The 18,345-nt window shown below is 71.4% G+C and carries 22 protein-coding genes; 16 read left to right on the top strand and 6 right to left on the bottom strand.

All coding sequences use genetic code 11. The features are described 5' to 3' along the window. The first annotated feature begins 71 nt into the window (after nucleotides 1-71). The 5 genes from AC07DS_RS32740 (at nucleotide 72) to AC07DS_RS32720 (ending at nucleotide 5,726) form a co-directional block, all read left to right on the top strand. Complete coding sequence (locus AC07DS_RS32740) at nucleotides 72-1,082, top strand: ABC transporter permease (protein ID WP_479151200.1); 1,011 nt, start codon at nucleotides 72-74, stop codon at nucleotides 1,080-1,082. Continuing rightward, nucleotides 1,079-2,167 carry an ABC transporter ATP-binding protein gene (locus AC07DS_RS32735; RefSeq protein ID WP_479151198.1) on the top strand — a complete coding sequence of 363 codons (1,089 nt, stop codon included), beginning with the start codon at nucleotides 1,079-1,081 and terminating at the stop codon, nucleotides 2,165-2,167. Before AC07DS_RS32740 ends, AC07DS_RS32735 begins: the two co-directional genes overlap by 4 nt. After that, nucleotides 2,164-3,528 (top strand): ABC transporter ATP-binding protein, encoded by a 1,365-nt coding sequence (locus AC07DS_RS32730; protein WP_479151196.1) that lies wholly within the window; start codon nucleotides 2,164-2,166, stop codon nucleotides 3,526-3,528. Before AC07DS_RS32735 ends, AC07DS_RS32730 begins: the two co-directional genes overlap by 4 nt. 99 nt (nucleotides 3,529-3,627) lie before the next feature. Beyond that, nucleotides 3,628-5,019, top strand: coding sequence for a M1 family metallopeptidase (locus tag AC07DS_RS32725; protein ID WP_479151194.1), 1,392 nt, complete (start codon nucleotides 3,628-3,630; stop codon nucleotides 5,017-5,019). A gap of 47 nt (nucleotides 5,020-5,066) precedes the next feature. Further along, nucleotides 5,067-5,726 carry a trimeric intracellular cation channel family protein gene (locus tag AC07DS_RS32720; protein ID WP_479151191.1) on the top strand — a complete coding sequence of 220 codons (660 nt, stop codon included), beginning with the start codon at nucleotides 5,067-5,069 and terminating at the stop codon, nucleotides 5,724-5,726. On the opposite strand, the gene AC07DS_RS32715 is transcribed toward AC07DS_RS32720, so the two are convergent. Next, entirely contained in the window at nucleotides 5,635-6,900 is a 1,266-nt protein-coding gene (locus AC07DS_RS32715) for an alpha/beta hydrolase (protein ID WP_479151189.1), read from the bottom strand. The two genes, AC07DS_RS32720 and AC07DS_RS32715, sit on opposite strands and share 92 nt — an antisense overlap. A 185-nt stretch (nucleotides 6,901-7,085) precedes the next feature. Here AC07DS_RS32715 and AC07DS_RS32710 point away from each other — a divergent pair, with 185 nt between their 5' ends. Beyond that, the gene (locus AC07DS_RS32710; protein WP_479151187.1) at nucleotides 7,086-7,985 is read left to right on the top strand and encodes a thioesterase family protein; all 900 of its coding nucleotides are present in this window, start codon (nucleotides 7,086-7,088) and stop codon (nucleotides 7,983-7,985) included. A 14-nt stretch (nucleotides 7,986-7,999) separates the two neighbouring features. On the opposite strand, the gene AC07DS_RS32705 is transcribed toward AC07DS_RS32710, so the two are convergent. Next, nucleotides 8,000-8,590: a TIGR03086 family metal-binding protein gene (locus tag AC07DS_RS32705; protein WP_479151186.1), complete on the bottom strand. Its 591-nt coding sequence runs from the start codon at nucleotides 8,588-8,590 to the stop codon at nucleotides 8,000-8,002. A 228-nt stretch (nucleotides 8,591-8,818) separates the two neighbouring features. Here AC07DS_RS32705 and AC07DS_RS32700 point away from each other — a divergent pair, with 228 nt between their 5' ends. Continuing rightward, on the top strand, nucleotides 8,819-9,799 hold the full coding sequence (locus AC07DS_RS32700; RefSeq protein ID WP_479151184.1) for a helix-turn-helix transcriptional regulator: 981 nt from the start codon (nucleotides 8,819-8,821) through the stop codon (nucleotides 9,797-9,799). Nucleotides 9,800-9,939: 140 nt separating this feature from the next. After that, nucleotides 9,940-10,329 (top strand): hypothetical protein, encoded by a 390-nt coding sequence (locus AC07DS_RS32695; RefSeq protein ID WP_479151182.1) that lies wholly within the window; start codon nucleotides 9,940-9,942, stop codon nucleotides 10,327-10,329. 103 nt (nucleotides 10,330-10,432) lie between these two features. On the opposite strand, the gene AC07DS_RS32690 is transcribed toward AC07DS_RS32695, so the two are convergent. Continuing rightward, nucleotides 10,433-11,059: a TetR family transcriptional regulator gene (locus AC07DS_RS32690; protein ID WP_479151180.1), complete on the bottom strand. Its 627-nt coding sequence runs from the start codon at nucleotides 11,057-11,059 to the stop codon at nucleotides 10,433-10,435. 145 nt (nucleotides 11,060-11,204) lie between these two features. Here AC07DS_RS32690 and AC07DS_RS32685 point away from each other — a divergent pair, with 145 nt between their 5' ends. From AC07DS_RS32685 to AC07DS_RS32670, 4 genes are all read left to right on the top strand, one after another. Continuing rightward, nucleotides 11,205-11,372, top strand: coding sequence for a hypothetical protein (locus AC07DS_RS32685; RefSeq protein ID WP_386576612.1), 168 nt, complete (start codon nucleotides 11,205-11,207; stop codon nucleotides 11,370-11,372). 32 nt (nucleotides 11,373-11,404) lie between these two features. Beyond that, on the top strand, nucleotides 11,405-11,683 hold the full coding sequence (locus tag AC07DS_RS32680) for a DUF4190 domain-containing protein (RefSeq protein WP_145883546.1): 279 nt from the start codon (nucleotides 11,405-11,407) through the stop codon (nucleotides 11,681-11,683). Between the two features lie 271 nt (nucleotides 11,684-11,954). After that, nucleotides 11,955-12,179: a hypothetical protein gene (locus AC07DS_RS32675; RefSeq protein WP_479151177.1), complete on the top strand. Its 225-nt coding sequence runs from the start codon at nucleotides 11,955-11,957 to the stop codon at nucleotides 12,177-12,179. A gap of 168 nt (nucleotides 12,180-12,347) precedes the next feature. Next, on the top strand, nucleotides 12,348-13,517 hold the full coding sequence (locus AC07DS_RS32670) for a cysteine desulfurase family protein (protein ID WP_479151175.1): 1,170 nt from the start codon (nucleotides 12,348-12,350) through the stop codon (nucleotides 13,515-13,517). Nucleotides 13,518-13,552: 35 nt separating this feature from the next. Here AC07DS_RS32670 and AC07DS_RS32665 read toward each other — a convergent pair whose 3' ends face one another. Further along, nucleotides 13,553-14,227 (bottom strand): N-acetylmuramoyl-L-alanine amidase, encoded by a 675-nt coding sequence (locus AC07DS_RS32665; protein WP_479151173.1) that lies wholly within the window; start codon nucleotides 14,225-14,227, stop codon nucleotides 13,553-13,555. A gap of 59 nt (nucleotides 14,228-14,286) precedes the next feature. Here AC07DS_RS32665 and mnmA point away from each other — a divergent pair, with 59 nt between their 5' ends. Continuing rightward, complete coding sequence (mnmA, locus tag AC07DS_RS32660; protein ID WP_479151171.1) at nucleotides 14,287-15,417, top strand: tRNA 2-thiouridine(34) synthase MnmA; 1,131 nt, start codon at nucleotides 14,287-14,289, stop codon at nucleotides 15,415-15,417. Nucleotides 15,418-15,426: 9 nt separating this feature from the next. Here the strand turns inward: mnmA and AC07DS_RS32655 are convergent, their stop codons facing one another. After that, nucleotides 15,427-16,209: an alpha/beta fold hydrolase gene (locus tag AC07DS_RS32655; protein WP_479151169.1), complete on the bottom strand. Its 783-nt coding sequence runs from the start codon at nucleotides 16,207-16,209 to the stop codon at nucleotides 15,427-15,429. A 37-nt stretch (nucleotides 16,210-16,246) separates the two neighbouring features. After that, nucleotides 16,247-16,570: a DUF427 domain-containing protein gene (locus AC07DS_RS32650; RefSeq protein WP_479151166.1), complete on the bottom strand. Its 324-nt coding sequence runs from the start codon at nucleotides 16,568-16,570 to the stop codon at nucleotides 16,247-16,249. Between the two features lie 51 nt (nucleotides 16,571-16,621). Here AC07DS_RS32650 and AC07DS_RS32645 point away from each other — a divergent pair, with 51 nt between their 5' ends. Genes AC07DS_RS32645 through AC07DS_RS32635 form a run of 3 tightly spaced genes read left to right on the top strand, consistent with a single transcriptional unit; the run spans nucleotide 16,622 to nucleotide 18,313 of the window. Continuing rightward, entirely contained in the window at nucleotides 16,622-17,182 is a 561-nt protein-coding gene (locus AC07DS_RS32645) for an LOG family protein (protein ID WP_479151165.1), read from the top strand. A 10-nt stretch (nucleotides 17,183-17,192) separates the two neighbouring features. Then, nucleotides 17,193-17,891 carry an SDR family oxidoreductase gene (locus AC07DS_RS32640; protein ID WP_479151161.1) on the top strand — a complete coding sequence of 233 codons (699 nt, stop codon included), beginning with the start codon at nucleotides 17,193-17,195 and terminating at the stop codon, nucleotides 17,889-17,891. Further along, nucleotides 17,888-18,313, top strand: coding sequence for a hypothetical protein (locus AC07DS_RS32635; RefSeq protein WP_479151160.1), 426 nt, complete (start codon nucleotides 17,888-17,890; stop codon nucleotides 18,311-18,313). Before AC07DS_RS32640 ends, AC07DS_RS32635 begins: the two co-directional genes overlap by 4 nt. Nucleotides 18,314-18,345 lie beyond the last annotated feature (32 nt).

Here is an 18,345-nt window from a genome sequence, read left to right as displayed (position 1 = left end):
GAAAGGCAGGTGAAGGCACCGGGCGGCCGGGACGGACACACTCCGTCCCGGCCCCCCGGAGCCGGACAGCTGTGGCTGCGTACATCATCCGACGCGTCTTCGGCGCTTTGGTGCTGCTGCTGGTGGTCAGCGCAGTCACCTTCGCAATCTTCTTCCTGGTCCCCCGCCTGGGCGGCCAGACGGCCACCCAGCTGGCCACCCAGTACGTCGGCAAGGACGCCAACCCCGAGTCCATCGCCGCGATCAAGAGGAACCTGGGCTTCGACCAGCCCATCTACATGCAGTACTGGGACTACATCAAGGGCCTGTTCGTAGGCGCGGACTACAAGTTCGGTCCCGACGCCACGCACTGCAGCGCCCCCTGCTTCGGGTACTCCTTCAAGAGTCACGTCGAGGTGTGGCCGCAGCTCACGCAGCGCATCCCGGTCTCCTTCTCGCTGGCCGTCGGCGCGGCCGTGATCTGGCTGATCTTCGGTGTCACCACCGGTGTCATCTCCGCACTGCGCAAGGGCAAGCCCGTCGACCGCATCTCGATGTTCATCGCGCTCGCCGGCGTCTCGCTCCCGATCTTCTTCACCGGACAGGTCATCAACGTCCTGTTCATCTACCAGTGGCCCATCTGGGACAGCACCGACTACGTGCCCTTCACCCAGAACCCGGGTGAGTGGGCCTGGCACTTGTTCCTGCCCTGGGTCAGCCTCGCGTTCCTCTTCTCCGCCACCTACGCCCGGCTCACCCGGGCGGGCATGCTCGAGACGATGAGCGAGGACTACATCCGGACGGCCCGGGCCAAGGGTCTGCGGGAGAGCACGGTCGTCACCAAGCACGGCCTGCGCGCGAGCCTCACCCCGATCGTCACCATCTTCGGCATCGACTTCGGCACCCTCATCGGCACCGCGGTGCTCACCGAGACGGTCTTCTCCCTGCAGGGCATCGGCGCGTACTCGATCCAGGCCATCAAGGACAACGACCTGCCCATCGTGATGGCCGTGACCCTGGTCGCCGCCTTCTTCATCGTCTTCTCCAATCTGGTCGTCGACCTGGTGTACGCAGCCATCGACCCCCGCGTGAGGTACTCGTGAGCAAGCTCGAAAAGGCGGCACTGGGCGAACCGGCCACGGACGTCGCCGCCCCTTCCGATGCCGACGACGCGTTCCTCTCCGTTCGCGATCTGCGCATCCACTTCAACACCGACGACGGCCTGGTCAAGTCGGTGGACGGCGTCAGCTTCGACGTGCGGCGGGGCCAGACCCTGGGCATCGTGGGTGAGTCGGGCTCCGGCAAGTCCGTGACGTCCCTCGGTCTCATGGGGCTGCACCGCGCGGCGAACGCCAAGGTCTCCGGCGAGGTGTGGCTGGACGGCCAGGAGCTGATCGGCGCCGACCCGGACGAGGTGCGCCGGCTGCGCGGCCGCAAGATGGCGATGATCTTCCAGGACCCGCTGTCCGCGATGCACCCGTACTACAAGGTCGGGACGCAGATCGTCGAGGCCTACCGGGTCCACAACAAGGTCAGCAAGAAGGTGGCCCGCACGCGCGCCATCGAGATGCTCGACCGGGTCGGCATCCCTGAGCCCGCCAAGCGCATCGACGGCTACCCGCACGAGTTCTCCGGCGGTATGCGCCAGCGCGCCATGATCGCGATGGCGCTGGTCAACAACCCCGAACTGCTCATCGCGGACGAGCCGACCACCGCCCTCGACGTCACCGTCCAGGCGCAGATCCTCGACCTGATCCGGGACCTGCAGAAGGAGTTCGGCTCCGCGGTCATCATGATCACGCACGACCTCGGCGTGGTCGCCGAGATCGCCGACGACGTCCTGGTGATGTACGGCGGCCGGTGCGTGGAGCGCGGACCGGTCGGGGAGATCTTCGACCAGCCGCAGCACCCGTACACCTGGGGCCTGCTCGGCTCGATGCCGCGCATCGACCGTGAGACGGCCGAACGGCTCACCCCGGTCAAGGGCCAGCCGCCGAGCCTCATCAACGTCCCCTCGGGTTGTGCCTTCCACCCGCGCTGCCCGTACGCGGACCTCCCCAAGGGGAACGTCACCCGCACGGTGCGCCCCGAGCTGCAGCTGGTGGAGGGCGGTCACTGGTCCGCCTGTCACCTCTCGGCCGAGGACCGCACGCGGATCTGGACCGAAGAGATTGCGCCGAAGCTGTGAGTGAGACGAACAAGACAGACAACGTCGAGGACGCCGCCGGAAAGGCCGCGATCCCGCAGCAGGCGTCGGCTCCCGAGGGCGGTTCCGCCGAGCGTGAGGTGCTGCTCAGGGTCCAGGGCCTGACGAAGCACTTCCCGATCAAGAAGGGCCTCCTGCAGCGCCAGGTCGGCGCCGTGAAGGCCGTCGACGGCATCGACTTCGAGGTGCGCAAGGGCGAGACCCTGGGCGTCGTCGGCGAGTCGGGCTGCGGCAAGTCGACCATGGGCCGGGTCATCACCCGGCTCCAGGACCCGACCAGCGGCACGATCGAGTTCGAGGGCCGGGACATCACGCGGCTGAGCACCGGGAAGATGCGCCCGATGCGCCGCGACGTCCAGATGATCTTCCAGGACCCGTACGGCTCCCTGAACCCCCGGCACACCATCGGTTCGATCGTCTCGGCGCCCTTCCGGCTCCAGGGCGTCGAGCCCGAGGGCGGGGTGAAGAAGGAGGTCCAGCGGCTCCTGGAGCTGGTCGGCCTCAACCCCGAGCACTACAACCGCTATCCGCACGAGTTCTCCGGCGGTCAGCGCCAGCGCATCGGCATCGCCCGCGCGCTCGCGCTGAAGCCGAAGCTGGTCGTCGCCGACGAGCCGGTGTCCGCGCTGGACGTGTCGATCCAGGCCCAGGTCGTCAACCTCATGGACGACCTCCAGGAGGAGCTGGGCCTGACGTACGTGATCATCGCGCACGACCTGTCCGTCGTCCGGCACGTCTCGGACCGGATCGCGGTGATGTACCTCGGCAAGATCGTCGAGCTGGCGGACCGCGCCTCGCTGTACGAGGCGCCGATGCACCCGTACACCAAGGCGCTGATGTCGGCCGTGCCGATTCCCGACCCGAAGCGGCGGGGCACCAAGAGCGAGCGCATCCTGCTGCGCGGTGACGTCCCGTCGCCGATCGCGCCGCCCTCCGGCTGCCGTTTCCACACCCGGTGCTGGAAGGCGACGCAGATCTGCAAGACGACCGAGCCGCAGCTGCTGGAGCTGAAGCCCGGTCAGCGGGTCGCCTGCCACCACCCGGAGAACTTCGCCGACCAGGCCCCGCAGGACACGGTGCTGCTCACGGCGGCGAAGGAGGCCTCCGAGCTGGTCGGTGACGCGGTCCTGGAGGAGTCGGCGGAGACGTCGGCGGCGGTTGCCGCCGAGGTCGCGGCGGCCGAGACCGAAGAGACCGAGGAGGCGCCGGCCGAGGCCGAGCAGTCCGAGGCCGCTGAGGAGTCCGCGTCGGAGGAGTCGGAGTCGGAGGAGTCGGAGGAGTCGGAGTCCGCTGCCGAGTCCGAGGCCGCGGCTCCCAAGTCCCAGGAGTCAACCGACAAGTAGCACATGACAACTGGGCAAAGTCATGTACATGCATGAACGGGAGAGTGCAGAGTCGTCCGTGTCCGTCCACCGACAGGCACACGCTCGAAAGGGACGACCATGGCACTCTCCCGTTCGGCACGCTTAGGGACCCTCGCCACCGCGGCGGCCTCCTTCCTGGTCATCGCCGCCGCTCCCGCCCCCACCGCGGGCGCACCCGGCATCGGCGACCCCTACTTCCCACAGCTCGGCAACGGCGGCTTCGACGCCCGCCACTACGACCTGGACATCGCCTACGACCCGGGCACCGGCCGTCTGGACGGCCGTACGACCCTCACCGCGCGCGCCACCCAGAACCTCTCCTCCTTCGACCTCGACCTGCAGCAGCTGGAGATCACGAAGGTCGAGGTCGACGGCAGACGCGCGCAGTTCACGCGCGACGGCGACGAGGTCACCGTCACCCCGCGCAGAGCCCTCGCCGAGGGACGCGAGTTCACCGTGTCCGTCACGTACGGCGGCATACCCGAGCCGCTCGGCGGCCCCATCGTCTTCGGCTCGAAGTACGGCTGGATGAAGACCGCCGACGGCGTCTTCGTCGCCTGTGAGCCCAACGCCGCCTCCACCTGGTTCCCGTCCAGCGACCACCCCGCCGACAAGGCCACCTACGACATCCGGATCAAGTCGCCCAAGGGCCTGACCGGCGTCTCCAACGGGCGGCTCGTGTCGACGTACGACCGGGGCGACTCGACGTACACGCACTGGCGCGAGAGCCGGCCCATGGCCACCTACCTCGCCACCGCCACCATCGGGAAGTTCGACGTGCAGACCGGCCGCACCCCGGGCGGCACCCCGATCTACGTCGCCATCGACCCCGTCCTGAAGAACAGCAACAACGTCGACGTGTACGCCGTCACGGCCGCCGCCACCGACTACTGGTCGCAGGTCTTCGGGCCGTACCCCTTCGAGGAGACCGGCGCGATCGTCGACGACATGCCCGAGGCGGGGTTCTCGCTGGAGGTGCAGAGCAAGCCCGCCTACTCGGCCGTGCGCAACGAGACGACCATCGTGCACGAGCTGGCCCACCAGTGGTTCGGCGACTCGGTGAGCGTGGACCGGTGGAAGGACATCTGGCTCAACGAGGGCTTCGCCACCTACGCCCAGTGGCTGTGGGCGGAGCACCAGGGCACCCGCTCGGCCCACGACTCCTTCCTCGCCGCGTACAACGCCCGTCCCGCCGACGCTGCCTTCTGGCAGATCAAGGTGGCCGACCCGCAGCGCGACACGATGTTCGCCTCCGCCGTCTACCAGCGCGGCGCGATGACCCTGCAGGCGCTGCGTGAGCGGATCGGCGACAAGGCGTTCTTCCGGCTGCTGCCCGCCTGGACCCGGCTCCACCGGTACGGCAACGCGGACACGGCCGACTTCGTCCGCCTCGCCGAGCGGATCAGTGGGCAGCAGCTGGACGATCTCTTCGGCACCTGGCTGTTCACGACAGGTAAGCCGACCCTCTAGGCCTGGCTTTGTAAGGTTCACACCCTCTGACAGGTAAGAATGTCAGGGTGCAGCTGCAGCAACTCTTCAGTCCCTCCGTCCAGCACACGCTCGATGTCATCGGCATCTTCGTGTTCGCGATCTCCGGCGCCCTGCTGGCCGTCCGGAAGAACTTCGACGTGTTCGGCATCGCCGTGCTCGCCGAGGTCACCGCGCTGGGCGGAGGGCTGTTCCGCGACGTGATCATCGGGGCCGTGCCCCCGGCCGCCTTCACGGACCTCGGGTACTTCTTCACCCCGCTCTTCGCCGCGCTCGTGGTCTTCTTCCTGCATCCGCACGTGGAGCGCATCCAGTCGGCGGTGCTCGTCTTCGACGCGGCCGGCCTCGGCCTGTTCTCGGTCTCCGGTACGTCGAAGGCGTACTCCTACGGCCTCAACCTGACCGCGTCCGCCACCCTGGGCCTCGCCACCGCGGTCGGCGGTGGCGTGCTCAGGGACGTGCTCGCCAACGAGGTTCCCTCGCTGCTGCGCTGGGACCGCGACCTGTACGCGGTCCCGGCGATCGTCGGCTCCACCATGGTGGTGCTGTGCATCCACTACGACGTCCTGACCTCGTTCACCAGCGGGCTCGCGGTGGTCACCGCTTTCGTGCTGCGCCTGCTGGCGATGAGGTACCACTGGCGAGCGCCGCGCGCGTGGAACCGTCGCTCGACGGTGTCGGAGGAGTAGACCCGGCGGACCGGCCGGTCCCGGTGAGGGACCGGTCCGCGCCCCTGGCGCGGTTCTGGCCCATCTCCAGGGTCAGCCAGCGGAACACCGTGGTGACCTGCGGCCGCCACAGCGCCATGGTGTGCCCGCCCGCGCTGCGCGGCAGGAACACCACGTGCACGGTCGTCGGCGCCTTGGCGGCGGACTCCAGCGCCACGCCCGCCTGGTAGCCGTCGCCGGACTCGCCGGAGAAGTACAGCGCGATCCGGGGCGGTGCGGCCGCCTTCTTGAGAAGCAGGTAGGGATTGTTCTCGGCGCGCAGTGTGGGGTTCTGGGCGGCGAGGGAGTTGCGCTCGCCTATCGGGTCGTTGTAGCCCGACATGCTCACCGCGGCCCGGTACCGGTCGGGGTGGGCCACGGCCAGCTTGACCGCGCAGTGCGCGCCCGCCGAGTACCCGCCCACCGCCCAGCCCTGCGGGGCCGGCTGGGCCCTGAAGTTGTCCGTGACCATCTTCGGCACGTCGATGCTGAGCCAGGTGTCGGCGTTGACCTGGCCGGGGATGTTGGCGCAGCCCGTGTCCACACCGGCCAGCAGGTTGGTGCGCGGGGCGACCAGGATGAAGGGCGCCACCTGGCCGCTCCTCATCAGCGGCAGCAGCTGCTCGTGCGTCTTCATCGACCCGAACCAGGCCTTCGCCGAGCCGGGGTAGCCCGGCAGCAGCTCCACTACCGGGAACTTCTTGTTGCGGTAGGCCGGCTCGTTGTACTGGGGCGGCAGCCAGACGTAGACCTCGGCGTTCACGCCGGAGACCCGGCCCTTGAGCTGGGTGACGCGCACCCCGCCGGCCGCGCGCATGCCCGGGCCGTCGGCCTGGGTGAAGTTCTGCCTGACCTTGGGCAACCGTTTCAGCGCTATGCCGCCGGTACCGTCCCGGCCGAGGTCGGCGGCCTGCTGGACGTGATTGCCGGTGCCGAGCAGGTCGGCCCAGTTGTCGTACAGGTTGTTCTGGTTGTTGACCAGTACGAACACCAGCGTGACGGCCGTGCCCTGGGCGAACAGCAGCATCAGCACCCGGGCGGCGGCGCGCAGGGCCCTCGGCCCCCGCATCCTCGACCACAGGACGAGCGGCAATATGACGGCGACCACGGAGAGCACGATGGTCGTGTAGAGGAACGGAGTCCCGGTGAGGCTCATGTCCCCATAGAGGGGAATCGGGGGCCCGGGGTTGTGGACGTGTCGGGGCACTTACCTAGAAATTGCCGGAACCTCACCCGGCAGGGGGGCCTCGCCCCATCCTGCCAGCCGCCCGGCGGGATCCCGTCATCCGCCCGCAATATACAAAGCTACCGCTTAGTAATTTCCTGTTGTACGGTTCAGTCATGCCAGAAGCAGCTTCCGCACCCTCCCCCACTCTCGGCTTCGCTCGAGTCGGGGGACCCCCATCGTCGCGGGCCGTGATCGGCGACAGCGAGTTCGACCGCGACACCGCGGTCACCCGGCGCGAGCCCGGGGTCTACGACATCGACCTCTCCGCCGGCTGGACCATCATCAACGCCGTCAACGGCGGCTATCTGCTGGCCGTGCTCGGCCGGGCCCTCGCGGACGCCCTCCCGCACCCGGACCCCTTCACCATCTCGGCGCACTACCTGACCGCGTCCCAGCCGGGCCCGGCGGTCATCCGCACCGAGGCCGTCCGCACCGGCCGCACCCTCTCCACCGGCCAGGCCTCGCTCTTCCAGTACGACGACCACGGCAACGAGGTCGAGCGCATCCGCGTCCTCGCCTCCTACGGCGACCTCACCACCCTCCCGGACGACGTCCGTACGACGGCGACCCCGCCCGCGATGCCGCCCATGGAGCAGTGCTTCGGCCCGGACGACTCCCCGGCTCCGGTCCCGGGCAGCTCGGCCATCGCCGACCGGCTGATGCTCAAGCTGGACCCCGCCACCCTCGGCTGGGCACTGGGCGCGCCCTCCGGCAAGGGTGAGATGCGAGCCTGGTTCGGCCTCGCCGACGGCCGTGACGCCGACCCGCTCTCGCTGCTCCTCGCGGTGGACGCCCTTCCGCCCACCGCCTTCGAGATCGGCATCAAGGGCTGGGTGCCCACCGTCGAACTCACCGTCCACGTCCGCCACCGCCCGGCCCCCGGCCCGCTGCGTGTGTCGATCACCACGCGCAACCTGGCCGGCGGCTTCCTGGAGGAGGACGCGGAGGTCTGGGACAGCGAGGACCGCCTGGTCGCCCAGTCCCGCCAGCTCGCCCGGGCCCGCCTCACCTGACCGGGGCGGGCCGGTCAGGCCCGGTCGAGGGGCCGGCGGCCCATCCAGGCCGCCAGCTGCTCGTAGCGGCCCGCTCCCTCGGCTGCCTGGTGGCGGGCGTCGAAGGGGGTGTTCTCGTCGCGGGGACGGGAGTCGGGCAGTACCTGGCGGGCGGTGGCCAACGCGAACTCGGCCAGCTCCGGGTCGAGTTCCCCGGGGTGGCCGAGGGCCTCGGAGAGGTCCCAGGTGTGGGTCACGATCTCCATGACGTAGCCGGAGAGCGCCGCGTGGCCGGGGACCTCGCCCCAGGGCACACGCACCGGGCTCGTCATCCGCTCGTCCGCCTCCCAGGCCTTCAGGACACGCACGCGCACCTCGTCGTAGGCGGCCGCCCAGCCGTCGTCCGCGACGCCCTCGGCGAACGGGTGCATCGCGAGCCCGTCGCCGCCCTCGCCGACCACGGCGATCCGCCGGGTGCCGCCGACGATGTGGCTCAGCAGGGTCCGTACGTCGAACTCGGTACAGGGCGTGGGGCCGTCGAGCTGTTCGGGGCGCACCGTCTTGATGAGCGCGGCCGCCTGCTCGGTGGCGCGGGTGTAGACGGGGCGCGGGTCGATGGTGTTCATGGGATGCCTCTCCGTAGGTCGGTGCAGTGAGGTTCCCTCGATAACCTGACAGCTTCCGTCAGGTTTTATCCGTGTCGGGATTTTGTCGGGTCCCGCGGCTGCCGCCGGCCGGCCGCCGGCCGCCGGCCGCCCGAAGCCTCGGCCGGTGCCGACGAAAGGGCTCCCCGGACGATCCGGCACCGCCGCCGTGAATTGCTCCGGCCGCCCGCCCGGCGGGATCCTGTCGGCGTGAAGTCCGACCGGCTGCTGTCGATCCTGCTGCTCCTGCAGACCCGGGGCCGCGTCCCCGCGCCCGAACTCGCCGACCGGCTGGAGGTGTCGGTCCGCACCATCTACCGGGACGTCGAGGCCCTGTCGGCCTCCGGCGTCCCCGTGTACGCCGAGCGCGGCCGGCACGGCGGCATCGAACTCCTCGCCGGTTTCCGCACGGACGTCACCGGCCTCACCGCGGACGAGTCCCGCGCCCTGTTCATCCTCGCCGCCCAGGGCGCCCACGCCGCACTCGGCCTCGACGCGGCGCTCGGCTCGGCCCTGCGCAAGGTGATGGCCGCTCTGCCCGCCCCGCACCGGCCCGCCGCCGAGGTCACCAGCCGGCGCATCCTGGTCGACGCCACCCGCTGGCGCAGCGGCCCGCAGCAGGCCGTCGACCTGGAGGTGCTCCAGGACGCGGTGTTCTGCGACCGGCGGCTCAGGCTGCGCTACCGGCACAGCGGGGAGCGGGAGCCGCGGACGTACACCGTGGACCCGTACGGCCTGGTCGCCAAGGCCGGGGTCTGGTACCTGGTCGCCGACCGGCGCGGCGCGCCCCGGCTGTTCCGCGCCGACCGGGTGCGCTCGGCACGCCTGCTGGACGATCCGGTGCGGCGCCGGCCCGGTGTCGAACTCGCCGATGTCTGGGAGGCGCTGCGCCGCCAGGTGGAGCAGCGCCCGGAGGACGGGATCGACGTCACGGTACGGGTCCGGCGCGAGCGGCTCGACATGTTCCAGCGCATGGCCGCCGGGCAGCTGACCGGACTCCCCGACGACGACGGGGAGAGCGACTGGGTCACTGCGCTGCTGTCGTACCCGGTGCTGCGCGCCGTGCGCCAACTGCTCGCGTTCTCCGACCAGGTGGAGATACTCGACCCGCCCGAGGCGCGCGCGGAGCTGCTGCGGGCGGTCCGCTCTGTCACGGCCTTGTACCAGGGGGCAGACCGGGGCGAGGAGTGAAATCCCAGGTGAGTGGCGGTACTTGAGGTGCGCTTTACCCGATTGACAGGTGGCGGACAGGGCGGGCCCAAGAACGCCCTAACCGCCGTTGGTTGAGTGCCCGCCTCAGGATTTCCTCATCTTCCGCGGAGCTGACTCCCATGAAGCGTGCACGCCTCGTCCCCGCCGCAGCCCTGCTGGCGCTGTCCCCGCTGCTGCTCACCGCGTGCGGCTCGGGCGACTCCTCGTCGACCAGCGGCGACTCCGGCGCGCAGTCCTGCCAGGCGCCGTCCGGCATGCCGACCGGCGGCACGGGCCGCCGGCCGAGCGGGGCACCGTCCGGCGCACCTTCGGGTGCCTCCACGGCCAGGCCGACCGGGTCGCCGTCGGCCCCGCCGAGCGGTGCGCCCTCGGGCATGCCGAGCGGCGCCCCCGGCGGTGGCCAGGGCGCTCCCGGGGGCGGCCGGGGCGGCGGCTGCGGCGGTCCCGGCGGTGGTCAGGCCGGAGGGCAGGGCGGGGCACAGGCCGGGGGACAGGCTCAGCAGGGCTGATCGGCGGGGTCGTGCGGCAGTAAGGCCGACCGGCGGCAGGGGGGGGTGTGCTCGGCGGGACGAGCGCACCGCCCCCTGCGCGTGTGCCGCGGCCGGTGGCCGGTCAGTCCAGCCAGTGCCGGCGGCCGATGCTGATGAGCCGCATCTGCCGGATGGCGAGCTGGGCGACGCGCTCCCGCTCGCCCGTGGATCCCTCCAGGGTCTCCAGGAAGAGCGACGCGGTGATGAGCATCTGGTCGACGTAGAGATGCGCGAGCATCAGCACGTCGTCGTCGCTCCAGCCTTCGGCCTGCGGGTCCTTGGCCAGCTCGGCCTTCACCTCTTCCGCGAACCGGGCCAGTTGGGACTGGATGGCCTCGCGCACGGGCTGCACCCCGCCGTGCCGCTCGCGGGCGATGAAACGGACGTGGGCGGGATGGGCGTCCACGTGGTGCGCGATCAACTCGATCGCGCGTGTGATGCGCTCCTCGCTGTCGCCCGCCGTGGACACCGTCGTCCGCACCATCGGGTGCAGGCTGCCCAGGGCCTCGTCGACCAGGGCGACGCCGAGGTCGGCGGTGGAGCGGAAGTGCCGGTAGAAGGCGGTCGGGGCGACACCGACGGCGCGGGTGACCTCGCGCAGACCGAGGCTGCTCAGGCTCTGCTCCTCCAGCAGCGCGAGCGCCGCGTCCAGGAAAGCCTGCCGGGTCTTCTGCTTCTGGGCCTGCCGGATGCCGAGGGTGTGACTCATGTCATCCAGTTAACAACTGTTCTCTGGAATTTTAAAGCCGTCGGAGGCGCTAGACTCAAAGTCAGTGAACAAGTGTTACTACAACTGTTCACCGAAATTTCACAGAGGCCAGACCCAAGGCATCTCGGAGGGGGGATCTGATCCCATGTTGTTCCTCGTCGTCGCACTCATGCTGCTCGGCGTCGTACTGGGCACCGTCGCTCACGTACCGCTGACCGTCACCGTCACCGCGGCCGCTTTCATCGCCGCCTGGCTCGCCGTCTTCGCGATCCGCGAGCGCCACAGCCGCCGCCGCGGCACCTCGGTCAACTGACCTTCCGGAACGATTTCCAGGAGCTGAGCACCATGCAACTCACCGCACCGGCCACCGGCCGCACCGACACCCGCCCGCAGGCGCGGGACGCCGACGGGATGGCCGTGGCGTCCTTCATCCTCGGCCTTCTCGGCCTGCTCGTCCTCAACCTCTTCCTCGGCCCGATCGCCATCGCCCTGGCCGCGGTCGCCCTCTGGCGCGGCACGACCCGACGCGGCCGCGCCTACCTGGGCCTGACCCTGGGCATCGCGGACCTGGCAGTCCTGGCGATCGCCATGGAGATGTCCCACACGGTGTCCTGGAGCCTCTGAGCCCGACCGGCAACGCCTGAAGAAGCCAGGGCCCCGAGGACGACGGGGCACTGCCGCACGGCAGCGCTGCGGGTTGTCGCGCCGTCGACCGCCGTGGCGAATCACCGCGAGCCGCTGTATCGCCGACCTCGTGACGCCGCATCGCCGCATCGCCGCATCGCCGTCCGCTGTACCGCCGACTGCCCTGGGGCGACGCAACACCAATCGCCGGACTTCCGGCCGCTGCGGGGTGACGTACCGCCGACTCTGTGGCGACGCATCGCCGACCGTCGTGGCGACGCAACCGCCGTACCGCCGACTGCCCTGGGCCGCCGTACCGCCGGCCGCCGCGAGGCGACGCATCGCCGTCCGCCGCACCGCCGGCCGCCATGTCGCCGACCGCCGTGGGCAGACGTTCGGCAGGGCGGAACGGGTGGGCACGGCCGACAGCGCCCGGCACGCCACCACCCACGCCAGGTGCAGCCCGCACGAGCCGCGCCCGCAGCAGCCGACGTAGGCAGCACCCGCAGCCCGGGCAAGCCGCGCCCGCAGCCGGCATGAGCCGAACCCGCAGCCGGCATGAGCCGAACCCGCAGCCGAGGCAAGCCGCACTCGCCCCCGCAAGGCGCCGCACGGCACTCCGCGGGCAAGACCCGCCGCAAGGGCTCGTAGAATCGGGCTCACCATGGCTTACCTCGACCACGCCGCCACGACCCCGATGCTCCCGGAGGCGGCAGAGGCCCTGACCGCCCAGCTGAGCATCACCGGCAACGCGTCCTCCCTGCACGCCTCCGGCCGCCGGGCCCGCCGCACGGTCGAGGAGTCCCGCGAAACCCTTGCCGAAGCACTGGGCGCCCGCCCCAGCGAGGTGGTCCTCACCTCGGGCGGCACCGAGGCCGACAACCTCGCGGTGAAGGGCCTGTACTGGTCCCGCCGCGACGCCGACCCGGCCCGCACCCGCGTCCTGGCCAGCCCCGTCGAGCACCACGCCGTACTCGACGCCGTGCACTGGCTCGGCGAACACGAGGGCGCCACCGTCGAGTACCTCCCCGTCGACTCCTACGGCCGCGTCCACCCCGAGGTCCTGCGCGAGGCCATCGCCCGCAATCCCGAGGACGTCGCCCTGGCCACCGTGATGTGGGCCAACAATGAGATCGGCACCGTCCTGCCGATCCGTGAACTCGCCGACGTCGCGGGCGAGTTCGGCATCCCCCTGCACGCCGACGCGGTCCAGGCCTTCGGTCAGCTCCCGGTCGACTTCGGCACCTCCGGCCTCGCCGCGATGACGGTGTCGGCCCACAAGATCGGCGGCCCGTACGGCATCGGGGCGCTGCTTCTCGGCCGCGAGTACACCCCCGTACCCGTCCTGCACGGCGGCGGCCAGGAACGCCACGTCCGCTCCGGCACCCTCGACGTCCCCGCCGTCGCCTCGTTCGCGGTGGCCGCCCGCGTCGCCGCCGGGCAACAGGAGCGATTCGCCCGCGAGATCGGCGCCCTGCGGGACCGGCTGATCGACGCCGTCCGCGCCGCGGTGCCGGACGCCATCCTCGGCGGCGACCCGGCACCTGGGGGCCGCCTCCCGGCCAACGCCCACTTCACCTTCCCGGGCTGCGAGGGCGACTCCCTGCTGCTCCTGCTGGACGCCCAGGGCATCGAGTGCTCCACCGGCTCCGCCTGCACCGCGGGCGTCGCCCAGCCCAGCCACGTCCTGCTGGCCACCGGCACCGACCCGGACCTGGCCCGCGGCACCCTGCGCTTCTCCCTCGGCCACACCTCCACGGACGCCGACGTCGACGCCCTCGCCAAGGCGATCGGACCGGCCGTGGAGCGGGCCCGGGCGGCGGGGCTGACGTAGCGGCGGCGCAGCCGGTGCGGGCCCGGCGTGACGCCTCAGGCCCGCGCCCGCCGAACCAACCCCAGGTAGCGGTCCCAGTCCCAGTGGCGCCCGGGGTCCGTGTGGTCCGTCCCCGGCACCTCCACGTGCCCGATGACGTGCCCCCGGTCGACGGGTATGCCGTAGCGCCCGCATATCGCCGCCGTCAGCCGCGCCGAGGCCGCGTACATCGCGTCCGTGAAGGAGGAGGAGTCCTCTACGAAGCCCTCGTGCTCGATGCCGACGCTGCGCTCGTTGTACTCCCGGTTGCCCGCGTGGAAGGCCACGTCCAGCTCCCGGATCAGCTGGGTGATCCGGCCGTCCTTGCGCACGATGTAGTGCGCCGCCGCACCGTGCGCGGGGTCCTGGAAGACCTGTACCGCAGATGAGTACCCGCCCTGGGTGACATGGATGACCACCCGGTCGATGCGGTAGTCGTCCGGCCGGTCCGCCCGCCGGTAGTTCGCCGCCGAGGCCGGCACCCAGTGCGCGCCCCGGAAGTCGACGGCCCCGGCCACCCGCCGCTTCTCCACCCCGGGCAGCCGCCACCACAGCCGGGACAGCTCGTCCCGGGCCAGCACGGCCGTGCCCACGGCGGCCGCGGCCCCGCCGATGAGCAGGGCACGCCGCCCCAGCCGCCGGTCCCCGTCCTTCGCCGGCACCCCGGTCGTCTCCTCAGGCGTCGCCCCCATGTGATCGTCAACGGATATCCGGCGGCCGCGGTTCCCGCGCCCCGTACTCTGGAAGGGCTATGACTGACACCCCGCAGCGCCCCCGCCCCCTCCGCGTCCTCGCCGCCATGTCCGGTGGGGTCGACTCCGCCGTCGCCGCCGCGCGGGCCGCGGAAGCCGGCCACGACGTCACCGGCGTCCATCTCGCGCTCTCCGCGAACCCCCAGTCCTTCCGCACCGGCGCGCGGGGCTGCTGCACCATCGAGGACTCGCGCGACGCCCGCCGCGCCGCCGACGTCATCGGCATCCCGTTCTACGTCTGGGACCTCGCCGACCGCTTCCGCGAGGACGTCGTCGAGGACTTCATCGCCGAGTACGAGGCCGGCCGCACCCCGAACCCCTGCCTGCGCTGCAACGAGAAGATCAAGTTCGCCGCGCTGCTGGACAAGGCGCTGGCCCTCGGCTTCGACGCCGTCTGCACCGGCCACTACGCGCAGGTCATCGTCAAGGAGGACGGCTCCCGCGAGCTGCACCGCGCCTCCGACATGGCCAAGGATCAGTCGTACGTCCTCGGCGTCCTGGACGAGAAGCAGCTCGCCCACGCCCTGTTCCCGCTCGGCGACACGGTCACCACCAAGGAGGAGATCCGCGCGGAGGCCGAGCGCCGGGGCCTGGCGGTCGCCAAGAAGCCCGACTCGCACGACATCTGCTTCATCGCCGACGGCGACACCCAGGGCTTCCTGGCCCAGCGGCTCGGCAAGGCCGAGGGCGACATCGTCGACGAGTCCGGCGCCAGGATCGGCACGCACGAGGGCGCGTACGGCTTCACGATCGGCCAGCGCAAGGGGCTGCGCATCGGCAACCCGGCCGCCGACGGCAAGCCGCGCTACGTCCTCGACATCTCCCCGGTGAACAACACCGTGACCGTGGGCCCGGCCGGCGCTCTGGACGTCACCGCGCTGACGGCGATCAAGCCGCGCTGGTGCGGCAGCGCCCCGTCCGGCCCCGGCACCTACACCGCCCAGCTCCGTGCCCACGGCGGCGAGACCGAGGTCACCGCGGAACTGGTCGACGGCGAGCTGCGCGTCAGCTTCGCCGAGCCGGTCCGGGGCGTCGCCCCCGGCCAGGCGGTCGTCCTGTACGACGGCACGCGCGTCGTCGGCTCGGCGACGATCGCGTCGACCGTACGGGCCGCGGCAGCGGCGGTCTGACCGGCCCGCTCACCGGGTGAGGAACTCGGCCAGCACCGGGCCGAGGACCCCCGGTTCCACCATGTGGGTCTGCCCCTCCAGCACCTGGTACGTGCTCTGGGGCAGCGCCTGCGCGAGCGCGCGGTTCGCGTCGAGCATCCACGCGGGGCTCGCCCCGCCCGCGGCCACGAGGACCGGCACGGAGATCCCGGACAGCCGCTCGCGCGGCAGCAGGCCGTCGCCCATGACCGCGTCGTCGTACGCCAGGCTCGGTGCGACGGCCTCCATGCCGGCCCACATGGGCGACTGACGCGCCCCCCGGATCATCTCCTCGCCCAGGCCCGTCAGCCGCAGGAACAGCTCCACCGCGTCCCCGCGCCGGCCCTCGGCGAGCGCCTGGTTCAGGTTCTCCTTGTACGCGGCCTCCCGCTCGGCACCGCCGTCCAGGAAGTCCGCGAACGGCACCTCGTACACGGCGGCCTGACGCACCGGCAGGCCGCTCGCCGCCGCCTCCAGCACCAGCGCACCACCCGAGGAGACCCCGAACAGCGCCTGCGCGCCGCCCACCGCCTCGATCAGCGCGGCCAGGTCCTCGACCTCGCGCTGCACCGCGTACGGCGCCGTGTCACCGCTCTCGCCGCGACCCCTGCGGTCGTAGACGACGGCCGTGCAGCGGTCCGCCAGACGGTGTGCCAGGGGCGTCACGGTGCCGCCTGTGGACATCGCGCCGCTCACCAGGATCACCGTCGGCCCCTGGCCGATCACTCCGTACGCGAGGGAGGTGCCGTCGCGGGAAGTCGTCATCTTGTCCATGCCGGTGCAGACTGCCGTACGGCACGGATCTCAGCGGTCACGACACGTCGGCCTCGTAGAAGCAGTAGTGGTCCCTGATCTCCGCCACGCCGGGCTTCGGGTCCGGGTACGCCCACACCAGGTCGGGCGCGTCCGGCAGCGACCAGTAGGACGCGGTGCCCTTGAAGGGGCAGACGGTGTGGGTGTCGGAGGGCGTGAGCAGGTCGAGACGGACGTCCTCGGCGGGGATGTAGTACCGCACCGGCGAGCCCGTCTCGCGCAGTACGAGGGGACGGTCGGTCTCCGCGAGCACCTTGTCGCCGTGCACCACGCGCACGTGCTGCCCGCCCCGTTCGATGGTGATCGTGTGTCCTGTGGTCATGTCCGAACAGCGCGCGCGGGCCCGTACTTCTTCCCGCGTACGGTGGGGGACATGAACATCTGCGTCTTCCTCTCCGCCGCCGACCTCGACGAGCGCTACACGGGCCCCGCGCGCGACTTCGCGGAGCTGATCGGCAAGGGCGGGCACACCCTGGTCTGGGGCGGCTCCGACGTCGGTCTGATGAAGGTTTTCGCCGACGGGGTGCAGGACGCGGGCGGCAGGCTCCTGGGTGTGTCCGTGGAGTTCCTCGCGGCGAAGGCGCGGCCCGGCGCGGACGAGATGGTCATCGCCGCCGACCTCGCCGAACGCAAGAAGTTGCTCCTGGACAAGGCCGACGCCGTGGTGATCATGGTGGGCGGCACCGGAACGCTCGACGAGGCCACCGAGATCCTGGAGCTGAAGAAGCACGGCCGCACCGAGAAGCCGGTGGTGCTGCTGAACACGGACGGCTTCTACGACGGCCTCCAGCTGCAGTTCCGCCGCATGGAGGACGAGGGTTTCCTGCCCCGCCCGCTGTCCGATCTGGTTTTCTTCGCCGAGGAGCCGGCCGCCGCACTGGCCTACCTGGAAGCTGCGTCGTCAGCGGCTGCCGCCGCGGGTCCGCGCTCCTGATGATGCGAGCATGGCGGGCATGGCTACACATGTGATCACCGGGGCCGGTTCCGGCATCGGCGCGGCCGTCGCCCGCCGTCTGCACGCGCGCGGGGACGAAATCGTCCTGCACGCGCGCGACGCCGGCCGCGCGAAGGAGCTGGCCGCCGAGTACCCCGGGGCGCGCACCCTGGTGGGCGACCTGGCCGACCCCGACAAGCTCTCCTGGGCGTTCTCCCACCAGTCGCTCCCGGACCGGGTCGACTCGCTGCTGCACATCGCCGGGGTCGTGGACCTCGGCGAGGTCGGCGAGCTGACCCCCAAGACCTGGCGCCACCAGCTCAACGTCAACCTGCTCGCCCCGGCCGAGCTGACCCGGCACTTCCTGCCCCAGCTCCGCGCCGCACGCGGCCATGTGATCTTCGTCAACTCCGGTGCCGGCCTCAACGCCCACGCCGGCTGGTCCGCGTACGCCGCCTCCAAGCACGGCCTGAAGGCCCTGGCCGACTCCCTGCGCCACGAGGAGCACGGCAACGGCGTCCGCGTCACCTCCGTCTACCCCGGCCGCACGGCCAGCCCCATGCAGGCCAAGGTCCACCAGCAGGAGGGCGAGGACTACGACCCCGCCCGGTGGATCGACCCGGAGTCGGTCGCGACGACGATCCTGATGGCCCTGGACCTGCCGAGGGACGCGGAGGTCAACGACCTGACGGTGCGACCGGGGCGGTGACAGGGGACGGCGGGAGCGGGGCGGCGGTACCGGACGGCAGGCGCGGGGCGAGCGCCGACGAGGTCCTGGCCTGGCTGGAGGAGACCTGGTCCCGGACCGAGGCCGCGCTGATCCTCGCGGGCGGCCAGGGGCGCGGCAGGCTCGCCGACCGGGAGGTCCTCGGCGAGCTGTTCGCCCCGTCCGGCCTCGCACAGCTGCGCGCGCTGACCACCGTCGGCGAGTTCACCGGTGGCATCTGCCGGTGCCCGGGCAGCCTGACGGTGGCGCTGCTGGACGCCGACTGCGAGTTCACCGGCGCCGGCAGCGTGCACGGCGGCACCGACCTCTCCTGGGAGCGCGGCCGCTTCCGCAACAACCTCGTGGTGGCCGATCCGGAGGGCCTGTGCGCCCTCCTGCGCCGGTACGGCGCCTACTGGTTGTGAGGGCACCGGCCGGCGTTACGTACCCTGCCTGG

The organism is Streptomyces sp. NPDC044064 (assembly GCF_056434245.1).
The sequence above is the reverse complement of the archived record's forward strand: the minus strand, read 5'-3'. Positions and strand labels throughout refer to the sequence as shown.

Excerpts from the sequence above, each read along its gene's own strand:
- AC07DS_RS32640 (WP_479151161.1), top strand. The coding sequence starts at position 17,193 with ATGGCGGGCATGGCTACACATGTGATCACCGGGGCCGGTTCCGGCATC.
- AC07DS_RS32670 (WP_479151175.1), top strand. The coding sequence starts at position 12,348 with ATGGCTTACCTCGACCACGCCGCCACGACCCCGATGCTCCCGGAGGCG.
- AC07DS_RS32650 (WP_479151166.1), bottom strand. The coding sequence starts at position 16,570 with ATGACCACAGGACACACGATCACCATCGAACGGGGCGGGCAGCACGTG.
- mnmA (WP_479151171.1), top strand. The coding sequence starts at position 14,287 with ATGACTGACACCCCGCAGCGCCCCCGCCCCCTCCGCGTCCTCGCCGCC.
- AC07DS_RS32680 (WP_145883546.1), top strand. The coding sequence starts at position 11,405 with ATGCAACTCACCGCACCGGCCACCGGCCGCACCGACACCCGCCCGCAG.
- AC07DS_RS32715 (WP_479151189.1), bottom strand. The coding sequence starts at position 6,900 with ATGAGCCTCACCGGGACTCCGTTCCTCTACACGACCATCGTGCTCTCC.
- AC07DS_RS32665 (WP_479151173.1), bottom strand. The coding sequence starts at position 14,227 with ATGGGGGCGACGCCTGAGGAGACGACCGGGGTGCCGGCGAAGGACGGG.
- AC07DS_RS32690 (WP_479151180.1), bottom strand. The coding sequence starts at position 11,059 with ATGAGTCACACCCTCGGCATCCGGCAGGCCCAGAAGCAGAAGACCCGG.
- AC07DS_RS32655 (WP_479151169.1), bottom strand. The coding sequence starts at position 16,209 with ATGGACAAGATGACGACTTCCCGCGACGGCACCTCCCTCGCGTACGGA.
- AC07DS_RS32695 (WP_479151182.1), top strand. The coding sequence starts at position 9,940 with ATGAAGCGTGCACGCCTCGTCCCCGCCGCAGCCCTGCTGGCGCTGTCC.
- AC07DS_RS32710 (WP_479151187.1), top strand. The coding sequence starts at position 7,086 with ATGCCAGAAGCAGCTTCCGCACCCTCCCCCACTCTCGGCTTCGCTCGA.
- AC07DS_RS32645 (WP_479151165.1), top strand. The coding sequence starts at position 16,622 with ATGAACATCTGCGTCTTCCTCTCCGCCGCCGACCTCGACGAGCGCTAC.
- AC07DS_RS32725 (WP_479151194.1), top strand. The coding sequence starts at position 3,628 with ATGGCACTCTCCCGTTCGGCACGCTTAGGGACCCTCGCCACCGCGGCG.
- AC07DS_RS32685 (WP_386576612.1), top strand. The coding sequence starts at position 11,205 with ATGTTGTTCCTCGTCGTCGCACTCATGCTGCTCGGCGTCGTACTGGGC.
- AC07DS_RS32705 (WP_479151186.1), bottom strand. The coding sequence starts at position 8,590 with ATGAACACCATCGACCCGCGCCCCGTCTACACCCGCGCCACCGAGCAG.